Raw genomic sequence first — 12,400 nt, 5'->3', positions numbered from 1 at the left:
TCTGTCCAGGACGTGGACAGCCGCACGACAATTCGGTCAATTTCCACGACTCCGGTTGGGTGAGCGCCAACCCCCTGGCTAACCTGCCCGTATGGCCCTCGGCACCGCATCCACCAGGTCGGACCACGCCCCGACCGTGCGCGACATGCTCGCGACCGGCAGGACGACGTTCTCCTTCGAGTTCTACGCCCCCAAGACCCCGAAGGGCGAGCGGAACCTGTGGAACGCCCTGCGCCGGGTCGAGGCGGTGGCACCCGACTTCGTCTCCGTCACCTACGGCGCCGGCGGCTCCACCCGCGCGGGCACCGTCAAGGCGACCGAGCGGATCGCCTCCGACACCACCCTCACCCCGATCGCCCACCTCACCGCGGTCGACCACTCGGTGGCCGACCTGCGCAACATCATCGGCCAGTACGCCGACGCGGGCATCCGCAACATGCTCGCGCTGCGCGGCGACCCGCCCGGGGACCCGATGGGCGACTGGGTGGCGCACCCCGAGGGCCTCCACTACGCCGCCGAACTCGTCGAACTGATCAAGACCTCCGGTGACTTCTGCGTCGGCGTCGCCGCCTTCCCCGCCATGCACCCGCGCTCCGCGGACTGGGACGAGGACGTGCGGCACTTCGTCGGCAAGTGCCGCGCGGGCGCCGACTACGCGATCACGCAGATGTTCTTCCACCCGGAGGACTACCTGCGGCTGCGCGACCGGGTCGCGGCGGCGGGCTGCGACACCCCGATCATCCCCGAGGTCATGCCCATCGCCAGCGTGAAGACGCTGGAGCGAGTGCCGTATCTCACCAACGCCGCGTTCCCTCCCGAGCTGAAAGAGCGGATCCTCACAGCGAAAGACAATCCGGCCGCTGTACGCTCCATTGCAATCGACTTCGCCACGGAGTTCTGCGCACGGCTGCTGGCCGAGGGAGTGCCGGGTCTGCACTTCATCACGCTCAACAACTCCACGGCGACACTGGAAATCTACGAGAACCTGGGCCTGCACCGGCCACCGCGGGCCTAGACCAGTCGCACCGGTGTACGACACACTGCGTAGCGGCCATCTGGGAGAGGGGCGTACATGGGCTGGACGGTCCTCTACATCGCGTTCGGCGTCGTCGCGCTGTGGCTGCTCGGCGAGGTGCTGCTGCAGTACAAGGCACGGCTGCGCTGGCGGCTGCTGGCCTTCGGGGGCTTCCTCGGCGTCGTCGTCGGTGTGCTGATCCCGTCCGTCGTCGTCATCGCGCTGGGCGCGGCGGCGTTCGCGGTCGGGCAGACCTACGTCACGCTGTCCTTCCGGCGCGGCTTCGCCGAGGGCTGGGCGGTCACCACCGGCCGCCCCGGCTTCGTCGGCAGGCGCGGCCGGGGCGAGGCCGAGCACCGGGACCCGACCCTGGAGGTCTCCGACCTGGAGGCACCCGGCGGCTACGGCGACGACAGCGACGGCACCAGCGCCTACGGCCAGGGCGAGCGGACGGCGTACGACGGCTACGACCGCGACGACATGTTCACCCCGGCCCGTCCCGCCGACCCCTCGGCCGCCGAGACGACCGCCGTCTACGAGCCGCAGCCGCTCCCCGACGACACCGGCTCCTACGGCATATACGGCGACACCCCCGCCCCCGCGGGCCAGCCCCAGGACCAGTACGCCACGGCGGCCCAGGCCACCGACCAGACCTACGGCTACGACTACTCCGGGTACGGCCAGCAGGGCTACGGCTACGACACCACCGGCCAGCAGCAGTACGCCGCGTACTCGGACCCGTACATCGGCACCCAGACCTACGACGGCGCCGCCTACGACACCGGCGGCTACCCGACGTACAACCCGCAGGGCTACACCCAGGACCAGTACGCCACCCAGGGTTACGGCGGCGAGACCCCGCCCGGCGGTGTCTGGGTCCCGCAGCAGCGCAGCACCGACGACCCGTACGGCGGTGAACTCCCGGCCGAGCAGCAGTACCCCTACCAGGGCGACGGGCAGCAGCCGCAGGGCGGCAACGGGTACGACGACCAGTACCGCTACTGAGCCGGTACCGCTACGGGACCGGCCCCGGCGTCACCGCGAGCCCCGGAACTCCGGCCCCTCCACGATCAGTCCGGCGACCAGCGCGCCCGACATGCCCGCGTGCGGCAGCCCGCCGCCGGGGTGCGACCAGCCACCCACGGTGAACAGACCGGGCAGGGCGGTGGTGTTGGACGGGTGCAGCAACCGGCCCCCGGCCGCGGCCAGCGCCGGTGCCGGGACCGCGCCGCCCACCGCGCCGGTCTCCGCCGCGATGTCGGCCGGGGTGCGTATCTTCTGCCAGAGGATCCGGTCCCGCAGCCCGGGCACGGCGCGCTCGGCGGCGGCGACCATCGCCCCCGCGTACTCCGCGCCGCGCTCCGTACCCGCCGGGACCGTGGCCGTCAGGGTCACCGCCTCGTGCTCCGCGTCCGGCACCAGCGCCGGGTCGTCGGGGCGCAGGACCGTCACCGTCGGCTGGGCGGCCATCCCTGACGGGGTGTCGAACAGGGCGGCCAACTCGGCCTCACGGTCCGGGGCGTGCACCACCGTCCGGTGCGCCGTGCCCTCCGGACGGCCACCGCGCAGCGCCAGCAGCACGGTCAGACGGCTGGGCAGCCCGCGCTGGGGCGGCACCTCATCCACGCCGCCGCCCCTGACCGCCGTACCCGTGACGATCCGGTCCAGCGCCTCGGGGGCGATCCCGGCGACCACGAAGTCCGCCTCGGCCACCGACCCGTCGGCCAGCTCCACGCCCGCCGCCCGGCCGTCCTTCTCCCGCACCCGCGCCACCTCGGCGCCGAAGGAGAACTCCACCCGGCGCGCCACACAGCGCTCGTACACCGCGCGCGCCAGCTCCCGCAGGCCGCCGCGGACGTACCAGGTGCCGAAGGCGTGCTCCAGGTACGCCAGCAGGGCCGCGCCCGCCGGCGCCGTGCGCGGGTCCAGGCCGTAGGCGAGCGCGTGGCTCTCCAGCAGGGCGGCGAGCCGGGGGTCGCCCAGCTCCCAGGCGGCCACCTCGGCGAGGGTGCCCGCGCGGCGGGTGCGCAGCAGCCGCTTGTGCGGCACCGCCGGGTAGGGCTCACGCTCCGCGAGGACCCGCCAGTTGGGCCACAGCGTCTCCTCCAGGAGCGGTCTGCGGGACCGGTCCCAGGCCTCCCGGGCCCGCACCAGGACATCGCCCCAGCGGTCGCCCGCCCCCGCGCCCAGCGCCCCGTCCAGCGCCGCGACGACGCCCGCCCGGGAGGCGTTGGGCAGGACGGCCTCGCTGCCGTCCGCGAAGACGTGCCGGGCCGAGGGGTCGACCTGGACCAGCTCGACGTGGTCCTCCAGCGGCTCCTTGCCGGTCTTCAGGAACAGGTCGCGGTAGACCGCGGGCAGCGGCAGCAGCCCGGGGCCGGTGTCGAAGGAGAAGCCGTCGCGCTCCCGTCGGCGCACCGCGCCGCCGTACGTCTCCGTACGCTCGTACACCGCCACCCGGTGGCCCGCGACGGCCAGCCGGGCGGCGGCCGTCAACGCGCCCATCCCGGCGCCGATCACCGCAATCCGTGCCATGACCGCGACTTTATCGGCCGCCACTGACAATCCACCCACGGGCCCGGATGGGCGGGGCCCGGGTGCCCAGGGCTGAGTACCGGTACTCAGGGCGAGAGATGAGTAGCCGCACGGATGGGCCGCGACCTGCGGGAACGAGACAGTGGAGGCACGGGAAGGGGCAGGGCGCCGGTACCGCCGACACGGGGCGGCGGAACGGCACCGGTCCCGGACCGCTCCTTCCGTCGGCCCGGGTCGACGGAAGCGAGGCACGGGGGAGTTCGGGGGATGACCGGACGGGCCCAACGGGGGACCGGGGGAAACGGAGGGCCCAACGGGGGAGCACAGAGGGAGCGCCGGTCCGGGCGCGGCCCGCGGGGGACGCGGCCACACCTGGACCGGCGCTTCCGCGCGCCCCCTCGGCCTTTCTCACAGCCGTCCGCTGACCCGGCCCTGGAGCAGTCGGGACAGCGCCGAGTGGACGTCGTCCAGGGACCGCTCCGGCTGGAACGCCTGCCAGTCGAGGGCGGCCACCAGGACCATGCCGACCAGCGCCGCGGCGGTGAGCTGGACGTCGATCTCCTCGCTGAACTCCCCGCCCGCCACACCCTCGCGCAGCACGTCCTCGACGACGGCGACGACCTGCCCGCGCACCACCATGAGCGTGGACTGCCAGGCCCGGTTGGTGCGCCACAGCTCGGCGACGTAGAGCTGGGTGAAGGCCGGGTACCGGGCGATGAAGCCGAGGCCCGCGCGGATCATCGCGTCCAGGGCGTCCACCTGGGAGCCGCCGTCCCGCGCGGAGTGCTCCGCCGCCTCCTTCAGGGACGCCGTCAGCAGCCCCACCCCGTGCCGCAACAGCTCCTCGAAGAGGACGGACTTGCTCGCGAAGTTGTAGTAGACGGTGCCCTTGGCGACCCCGGCCCGCTCGGCGATCTCGTCCACCGTGGTCGCGGAGAAGCCCTGCTCGGCGATGAGCGTGACGGCCGCCTCGTAGAGCTTCTGCCGGGTGGCCTCGCGACGGGTGCTGCCGCCCGGTGCGGCGCTGCTGCTTTCCATGGCCATGATTCTCCCGCGCGCGGTCACAGGCTCAGCTCCGGGTGCAGCCGGTCGAGGGTCCACACCTGGCGGCGGCGGGCCGACAGCGCGGTCAGCGCGAGGGCGCCCGCCGTGAAGGCGACGAGCACCACGCACGCGTGCCAGACCGGTCCGAGACCGCCGCCCGTGATGAGCCTGCGCAGCGCCTCGACGACGTACGTCATCGGCAGCCAGGGGTGCAGGGCGTTGAAGAAGCCCGGACTGGTCTGAACGGGGTAGGTGCCGCCCGCGGAGGTGAGCTGGAGCATCAGCAGGGCGAGGACGAGGATGCGGCCCGCCGCCCCGAAGCGGGCGTTCAGCCACTGCACGATCGCCGCGAAGCAGGCCGCCACCAGGAACAGGAAGGCCACCGTGCCGCCCGCGCGGGCCATCTCCAGGCCGACCGCCCAGTGCAGCACCGCCATCAGGCCCGCCGTCTGGACGATCCCGATCGCCACCACCGGCAGCCAGCCCGCGAGGGCGATCCGCCAGGCCGCTGCCCCGACCGCCAGCGCCCGCCCGTTCAGCGGCGGGATCAGCATGTACGCCACCATGGCGCCCACCCATAGCGACAGCGGGATGAAGTACGGGGCGAAGCCGGTGCCGTAGTTGGGCGCCTGGTGCAGGGACTTGGCGGCGAGCTGGACCGGGTCCGCCATCACCGCGGTGCGCGCGTCGCGCTCGCGCTGGTCGTAGTCGGGGATCTTCTCGGCGCCGTCGTGCAGGCCCCCGGCGAGCCTCACCGACCCGTCGACGAGCTTGTACATGCCGCCGCTGAGGTCGTCCGCGCCGGTCTTCAGGGCGCCCACGCCCTTGTCCAGGTCGGTCGCGCCGGTCTTGGCGGTGCCGAGTCCGGTGTGCAGTGTCTCGGCGCCCGTGGCGACCTTCCCGGCGCCGTCGTTCAGCGCGTGGATGCGCGAGACGGCGTCCGCGAGGTCCTCCGACAGGTGCGGGGCGCGGTCCGCGAGGGCCTGCGCCTGCTCCTGGAGGGTGGCGAGGTGGCCGTCGAGCGCGTCCAGGTCGCCGTCCTCGTCGGCGATCAGGGTGTTCAGGTCCTCGGCGACCGTCGCCGCGTCCGCCGCGGCGTCCTTGGCCTTCTTCAGGTCGGCGCAGGCCGCGTCGGGCAGGACGGGGTCCTCGCAGCGCGCCCGGTGGACGCCGTCCAGGGTGTCGGAGGCCGCGCGGGCGTCCTTCGCGGCGGTCGGCGCCAGCTTCACCAGCGTGTCGAGGTTGCCGCGGATCGCCCCGGCGGCGTCGGCGACGAGCTGGGCGGTGTCCCCGATGGTCTCCTCGTTGTCCTTGAGGAAGGGCCCCACCTTGCCCGCGACGCCGTCGACCTGGTCGGTGAGGGTCTGGGTGCCCTCCGCGACCTTCTTGGCGCCGTCCTCCAGGTCACCGGCGCCCTTGTGCAGCTTCTTCAGGCCCTTGGCCAGCGAGCCGCTGCCGTCCTTGGCGTCCTTCAGCCCGGCGGCGAGGTCCTTGGAACCCCGCTCCGCCTTGCCGATGCCGCCCTTCAGCTTGTCGGCGCCGTCCGCGGCCTTCACCGTCTCGCCGTGGATGTCGGAGAACGAGATGAAGATCCGGTCCAGGAACGACCGGGACGCCTTCGTGGAGGCCGCCGTGCGCACCTCGCTGAACACCGTCCGTGAGATCTGCCCGACGATGTAGTTGTTCGCGTCGTTCGTACGGACCTGGAGCGCGCCCGCCTCGGGGGAGTCGCCGGAGCTGGACGCGATCCGCTCGCTGAAGTCCTTCGGCATGGTCAGCGACAGGTAGTAGCGGCCGTCCTCCACGCCCGCGTGGGCCTCCGCCGCGCTCACCTCCCGCCAGTCGAAGACCTCGCTGTCGCGCAGCCCGCGGACGATGTCGTCGCCCGCGCGCAGGCGCTCCCCGTCGACGGAGGCGCCCCGGTCGTCGTTCACCAGCGCCACCGGCAGCCGGTCCAGCCGGCCGTACGGGTCCCAGAAGGACCACAGGTACAGGGCGCCGTACAGCAGCGGCAGCAGCAACAGGGCGACCAGGGCGGCCCGCGGCAGCTTCCCCCGGCCGAAGCGGCGCAGCTCAAGCGCGGCGAGGAGCGGCGAGCGCATCGTCGGCCTCCTTCTCTTCGTTCTCGTCGTCGTGCTCGTCGTGCTCGTCCTGCTCGGTCTCCGTGTCGGCGCTTCCCGAGTCGGGTGCCGTGGACACGACGAGGGCGCCCCCGGGGGCCTCGCTGCACACCGCCACCACCGTCGTCCCGGCCTCGGCGACGGACCCGAGCAGCGCCCAGACCTCGGCCCGCTCGGCGTCGGACAGCTTCAGGTCGGTGTCGTCCACCCCCAGCAGCCGGGGCCGCCCGATGAGCGCCAGGGCGAGCGACAGCCGCAGCGCCTCCAGCCGCTCCAGGTCCCGTACGGCGGTCCGGGAGCCCTTGGGCAGGGCGGCCCGGTCGAAGCCCACCGCGTCCAGCGCGGCGTCGATCCGCAGCCGCGCCTCCCGCGCGCGCTCGGTGCGGGGCCTGAGCAGCCCGCGCAGCGAGTCACCGAACCGGTGGTGCAGCAGCGCCCGCTCGCGCAGGTGCTCCCCGACGGTCAGCGCCGGGTCGAGTTCGGTGACGCCGGAGACATGGGCCAGGGCGCTGACCCGGCGCACCGCCGCAAGCTGCTTCGGCAGCCGCGCCTCCCCGACGACGGCCGTCCCCTCGCTCACCCGCATCCGCCCGGTGAGCGCCAGCAGCAGACTCGTACGGCCCGTCCCCGAGGGACCCTCGACGGCGATCAGCGTGCCGGGCTCCGCCGCGAAGGTGACCCCGCGGAACGCCCAGCCGCGGGGGCCCTTCACCCCGAGGTCACGGGCGGCGACGGCCAGACCCCGCATGTCCTCCCCCTCACCCATTTTTTGAACTGACTGGTCAGTTCAAAAGCTAGCCCGAACTCGCGCTCGAAGCAAAAGCCCAGGTCAGAACGGATTGTCAGTGCCATACCTCACGATGGGCACATACGGCACCCCATGTGAGGGCGCCGTCACCCAGACGACAGGAGGTTCGTCATGGCCAGCTCGTCCGCAGCCGCCGCCCGTCGGCGCCGCGCCACCGGCCCTGCCCCCTCACTGACCGGCCCGGCGAGCGACGTGCACCCCGTGCTCCGCCGGGCCACGGCCCCGCCCGCCGCCCTCGACCTGCTCGCCCAGGCCCGTGCCGCACTCGACGAGGCCGCCGTCCTCGAAACCCCCAACGAGCGGTACGCGACGGCCCACCTGGCCGCCCTGCGCACCGCCGCCGCCGTGCTCGCCGCCCGCGGGCGCCCCGAGACCTCGCCCCGGCGCCGGGCCAGGATCCGCAGCGCCTGGGAGGTGCTCCCCGAGATCGCCCCCGAGCTGACCGAGTGGAGCGCCCTGTTCGCCTCCGGGGCCGACCGCCGCGCCCGCGCCGAGGCGGGCATCCGGGGCGCCGCCAGCAGCCGCGACGCCGACGACCTGATACGGGACGTGGCGATGTTCCTCCGCATCGTCGAGCGCATGTTGGTGCTCCAGCCGGTCCTGCCCCAGCCCCGCCCGGACCCGGAGGAGGCGAACGGCCCCCACCCCTCGCACGGGATGCCCGACGCGGGTTGACCGCCCGGGAGCCCCGGGGCGTCCACCCGGCCGCGGGGCGAAGGGCAGAGGGCGAAGGGCAGGGGCGGAGGCAATAGGGTGGAGACGCCTGAAGCCCTTCTCTAGGAGTCAACTGCCGTGTCGGATCCGATGAGGCCCCGCGCCTCCCTCCGTACCGCCGTGGTCTGGGAGGTCCTCCAGGACGCCCTGGACCGGCGGGTGAAAGCCGCGGGCCGGGAGTCGCTGGACGTCCTCGACACCGGGGGCGGCAGCGGCAACTTCGCGGTGCCCCTCGCCCGCCTCGGCCACCGCGTCACCGTCGTCGACCCCAGCCCCAACGCCCTGTTCGCGCTGGAGCGCCGGGCCGCCGAGGCGTCGGTCGCCGACCGGGTCAGCGGCGTCCAGGGCGACGCCCACGGCCTCTTCGACGTCGTCGAGCGCGGCGGCTACGACGCCGTGCTCTGCCACGGCGTCCTGGAGTACGTGGACGACCCCGCCGAAGGCGTCCGCAACGCCGTCGCCGCCCTGCGCCCCGAGGGCGTCCTCAGCCTGCTGGCGGCCGGGCTCGGCGGCGCCGTGCTCGCTCGCGCCCTCGCCGGGCACTTCACCGAGGCCCGGCAGGCCCTCGGTGACCCGGACGGCCGCTGGGGCGAGGGTGACCCCGTGCCGCGCCGCTTCACCGCCGAGCAGCTCACCGCGCTGGTCGAGGGGGCGGGCCTGGCCGTCGGCGCCGTGCACGGCGTGCGGGTCTTCGCCGACCTCGTCCCCGGGGTGCTGGTGGACACCGAGCCGGGCGCCCTGGACGCCCTGCTGAAGCTGGAGGCCGCGGCGGCGGAGCTTCCGGCCTTCCACGCGGTTGCGACCCAGTTGCATGTGCTCGGCGAGACCAGAGGGGCCACCGGGGTCTGAGCCGCCTCCCGTGACGCGCCGCTGATCAGGGACTTGGCCGCACATGGAGTACGCCACAAGCCCCCCGATCGGGGGCATGTCGCCGTATGATCGAGGGAGACCACCCGGCATGACGGGTCGGCTGCCGGGGAATCCAATCCTCAGCGAGCCGGACCGACGATGGCGGATTCCGGTTGGCCAATTGGCGTAGAGGGGCGGGTTTCACGGGGGCGATTCCCTGCCTATCCTGAAGGGACCCCCCGGGTCGCCCCGGCGACTGCACGATGAGGAGGACTCCGTGCCGCTCTCAGAGCACGAGCAGCGGATGCTCGAGCAGATGGAGCGAGCGCTGTACGCCGAAGATCCCAAGTTCGCGACAGCGCTTGAGGGAAGCGGGCTGCGTACGTACACCCGGCGACGGGTCTACCAGGCGGTCGCGGGCTTCCTCGTAGGTATCGCGCTCCTCATGGCCGGAATGGTCGCCAAGCAGGTGTGGCTCAGCGTGGTGGGCTTCCTTGTGATGCTCGGCTGCGCGGTGCTCGCGGTGACCGGCTGGCGCAAGGCCCCCAAGCCGGGCGAGCAGCCCAGCGGCGGCGGCCAGCAGCCCCGGCATCAGGGACGCCAGCGCCGCTCCATGATGGACCGCATCGAGCAGCGCTGGCAGCGCCGCCGCGATGAGCAGGGCGGTCACTGACCGCCGCCCGGCACCTCAGACGGCTCGCGTCCCGTCACGTACACACGTGAAGGGGGCTACCACCCTCGGGTGGTAGCCCCCTTCACGTTTCACGCGTCCGGAGAACCGTCCTCCGGTCCTCCTCAGGTGCCCCGCTGCCCGCTCGGGCGCAGGCGGCGCAGCCGTGCCGTCCGGGCCGTCCAGCCGTCGGACCAGCGGGCCTTGCGGGCCGTCCAGCGGTCGGAGAGGTCCCACACCGCCCGAACGGCCGAACGCGGCGCCAGGACCGCCCGGACCCGGGTGGCCCAGCGCGCCTGGGAGCGCAGCGCCGTGCGCAGCGCGCGCACGTCGTCGGCGAGACCGGGCACCGCCCGGGGCCGCGGCGCGAACAGCACCTGCTCGACGGCGCCCGCGACCCGGTGCACCGACTGGGCGGTCGGCTCCGCCAGCTTCCCGAGCCGGACGATCCGCTCCGCCGCCTTGCGCGGGGTCAGCGCGTCGTCCGGGACGATGCCGTAGTCCCAGGCCGTGTCCGTCAGCTCCCGCCAGACGGCCAGTACGTGCCCGCTGGCCGCCTCGGCGGACGGCTCGTCGAGCACCACACCGGGCAGGCCCGCCGCCTCGGCCTCGGTCCCGTCACGCCGCTCGACCTCCGGGGCGCGGCTGGCCAGGGCCGGGGCGTGCCGGGCCGACGCCAGCCGCAGCGAGCGCCGTCTGATCCGCCACAGCATCGGCAGCAGCGGCAGCAGGACCCCCACGGCGCCCAGCGAGATCCAGCCCGCGGTGTGGTACCACGGCGTGCCCGCGTCGTCCGGCGTCTCCGGGTTCAGCGGCAGCGCGCCAGCGCACAGCTCCCGGCGCTCGTCCTGCGCGACACAGCTACTGCTCTCCGACGGCTCCGCGGCCGGTGCCTCGTCGGTCGGCCGGGCCACGTCCGGCACGTCCGGCGTGGTGCTGCCCGGCGCGTCCGGCACGGTGTAGGACGGCGTCGTCCCCCGGGTGGGCGTCGGCTCGAAACGGGTCCAGCCCACCCCCTCGAAGTACAGCTCCGGCCAGGCGTGCGCGTCGCGCAGGCCCACCGCCACCGACTGGTCGCCCTGCGGGGTGCCGGGGGCGAAGCCCACCGCCACCCGGGCGGGTATGCCGAGGGTGCGGGCCATCGCCGCCATCGCGAAGGAGTAGTGGATGCAGAAGCCCTCCTTCTCCTCCAGGAACCGGGCGATCGCCTGGGGGCCGCTGCCGACCTCGACCTCGGTGTCGTACTGGAACCCGCCGGTCACCGCGAAGTAGTCCTGGAGCGCCACCGCCTGCTCGTAGCGGTTCCGCGCGCCGTCGGTGACCTCGCGGGCGGTGCTGGTGACGACGTCGGGCAGCGAGTCGGGTACCTGCGTGTACTCGCGGGTCAGCGCGCCCGGCGGCTCCGGGGCGTCGGCGAGCTGCTGGGCGGTCGGCCGTACGTCGAGGCTGCGCACCTCGTAGGTCAGGCCGCGGGTGTTCTGCCCGTGGTCACCGACGAGGGTCATCCCGACCGGCTCGTACCGCCAGCTTCCGTCCACCTGCACGCTGGTCGGCGGGTACGGCATCGGCAGCCAGTCCTGCGCGTAGGAGTCCGCGACCGTGACCCGGGTGCGGACCTCGGAGCTGCGGATGTCCGCGCCGAGCCCGACCGGGGTGGGGAACTGCTCGGGTACGGCGGTGATGTGGCGCTTGGCGGGCTTCCACGTGGTGCCGTCGAAGTCGTCCAGGGAGACGATCCGCAGGTACAGGTTGGAGACGTCGGCGCTGCTGGTGCGCACGGTCAGTACCTGGCGGTCCTGGTCCACGTTCAGGCTGTCGCGGAGCGAGACCAGGGGGTTGACCGCGGAGATGGTGCCCCCGCCGCCGCCCCCGGCGCCCACGCCGCGGCCCGTGCCGTCCAGCAGGCCGTCGTTCATCGCGGGCAGCGCCAGCGGTACCACCAGGGCGAGGCCCAGCGCGACCGCGCCGATCCGCCGCCCGGTGCGCACCGGCGTCACCGCGCCGCCGGGCTCCAGACCCGGGGCGCGCGCCGGGCCGCCGAAGACCCGGCCCCACTGCGACAGCCGCTCCCGGCTCTCGGCCAGCAGCAGCATCAGGTAGCCGACGGCGGCGATCAGGAACCACACCCACTCGCCGGTGCCGTCGGACAGTCCGGCGGCGACGGAGTACAGCGCGAGCAGCGGCAGGCCCGCCGGGGCGGCGTTGCGGAAGGTGGCCGCGAGGACGTCCACCGCGAGGCCGATCACCAGGACGCCGCCGACGAGCATGAGCTGGATGCCGTCGGACAGCGGCGCCGGGATGGCGTACCGGCTGACGTCGTCGGTGCCCTGCTGGAGCAGGTCGGAGAAGTAGCGGAAGGCCTCCGGGCCCGGGATCAGCCCGGCGAGCGCCTGCTCACGGGCGAAGACCAGGGTCAGCAGCATCAGCGTGACCAGCGCCTGGAGCAGCACGGTCAGCGGCCGGGGCAGCGGCACCCGGCGGCCCGCCGCGCCGACGCCCGTCTGGATCGCCAGCAGGATGGCCGCCTGGAGGAACCAGGTGACCGGGTCGACCAGCGGCAGCAGGGCGCAGGCCGCCATCAGCGTGGCCGCCATCGCCCACAGCGCCATACGCGCCGGTCCGCTCATCGCCGCCCCTCCGCACCA

The 12,400-nt window shown here is 74.0% G+C and carries 10 protein-coding genes; 5 read left to right on the top strand and 5 right to left on the bottom strand.

Going from position 1 to position 12,400, the window contains the following annotated elements:
* Window positions 1–91 precede the first annotated feature (91 nt).
* Both metF and ACFQZ6_RS09210 read left to right on the top strand, forming a co-directional pair.
* Window positions 92–1,015, top strand: coding sequence for a methylenetetrahydrofolate reductase [NAD(P)H] (gene metF, locus ACFQZ6_RS09215; protein ID WP_381606509.1), 924 nt, complete (start codon window positions 92–94; stop codon window positions 1,013–1,015).
* Between the two features lie 57 nt (window positions 1,016–1,072).
* The gene (locus ACFQZ6_RS09210) at window positions 1,073–2,020 is read left to right on the top strand and encodes an SCO2102 family sporulation regulator (RefSeq protein WP_381606507.1); all 948 of its coding nucleotides are present in this window, start codon (window positions 1,073–1,075) and stop codon (window positions 2,018–2,020) included.
* 30 nt (window positions 2,021–2,050) lie between these two features.
* Here ACFQZ6_RS09210 and ACFQZ6_RS09205 read toward each other — a convergent pair whose 3' ends face one another.
* The 4 genes from ACFQZ6_RS09205 to ACFQZ6_RS09190 all read right to left on the bottom strand — a co-directional run bounded on the left by ACFQZ6_RS09205 (window position 2,051) and on the right by ACFQZ6_RS09190 (window position 7,462).
* Window positions 2,051–3,550 carry a phytoene desaturase family protein gene (locus tag ACFQZ6_RS09205; RefSeq protein ID WP_381606505.1) on the bottom strand — a complete coding sequence of 500 codons (1,500 nt, stop codon included), beginning with the start codon at window positions 3,548–3,550 and terminating at the stop codon, window positions 2,051–2,053.
* 408 nt (window positions 3,551–3,958) lie between these two features.
* Window positions 3,959–4,588 (bottom strand): TetR/AcrR family transcriptional regulator, encoded by a 630-nt coding sequence (locus ACFQZ6_RS09200; RefSeq protein WP_381606503.1) that lies wholly within the window; start codon window positions 4,586–4,588, stop codon window positions 3,959–3,961.
* Window positions 4,589–4,611: 23 nt separating this feature from the next.
* Window positions 4,612–6,696, bottom strand: a complete 2,085-nt coding sequence (locus ACFQZ6_RS09195) for a YhgE/Pip family protein (RefSeq protein WP_381606501.1) — start codon at window positions 6,694–6,696, stop codon at window positions 4,612–4,614.
* Window positions 6,668–7,462 (bottom strand): ATP-binding cassette domain-containing protein, encoded by a 795-nt coding sequence (locus ACFQZ6_RS09190; RefSeq protein WP_381606499.1) that lies wholly within the window; start codon window positions 7,460–7,462, stop codon window positions 6,668–6,670. The genes ACFQZ6_RS09195 and ACFQZ6_RS09190 overlap by 29 nt, the downstream gene beginning before the upstream one ends.
* Before the next feature lie 171 nt (window positions 7,463–7,633).
* Between ACFQZ6_RS09190 and ACFQZ6_RS09185 the strand changes: the two genes are divergently transcribed.
* The 3 genes from ACFQZ6_RS09185 (at window position 7,634) to ACFQZ6_RS09175 (ending at window position 9,758) form a co-directional block, all read left to right on the top strand.
* Window positions 7,634–8,197: an SAV_6107 family HEPN domain-containing protein gene (locus tag ACFQZ6_RS09185; protein WP_381606497.1), complete on the top strand. Its 564-nt coding sequence runs from the start codon at window positions 7,634–7,636 to the stop codon at window positions 8,195–8,197.
* A gap of 117 nt (window positions 8,198–8,314) precedes the next feature.
* Window positions 8,315–9,085 carry a class I SAM-dependent methyltransferase gene (locus tag ACFQZ6_RS09180; protein ID WP_381606495.1) on the top strand — a complete coding sequence of 257 codons (771 nt, stop codon included), beginning with the start codon at window positions 8,315–8,317 and terminating at the stop codon, window positions 9,083–9,085.
* A gap of 277 nt (window positions 9,086–9,362) precedes the next feature.
* A complete protein-coding gene (locus ACFQZ6_RS09175) occupies window positions 9,363–9,758 on the top strand; it encodes a DUF3040 domain-containing protein (protein ID WP_381606492.1) in 396 nt (131 codons plus the stop codon).
* A gap of 122 nt (window positions 9,759–9,880) precedes the next feature.
* Here the strand turns inward: ACFQZ6_RS09175 and ACFQZ6_RS09170 are convergent, their stop codons facing one another.
* Entirely contained in the window at window positions 9,881–12,382 is a 2,502-nt protein-coding gene (locus ACFQZ6_RS09170) for a transglutaminase TgpA family protein (RefSeq protein ID WP_381606490.1), read from the bottom strand.
* Window positions 12,383–12,400: the final 18 nt, after the last annotated feature.

The organism is Streptomyces flavalbus (assembly GCF_042674625.1).
In the GTDB taxonomy this organism is placed as follows: domain Bacteria; phylum Actinomycetota; class Actinomycetes; order Streptomycetales; family Streptomycetaceae; genus Streptomyces; species Streptomyces flavalbus.
This window is presented reverse-complemented; position numbering and strand designations above follow the sequence as displayed.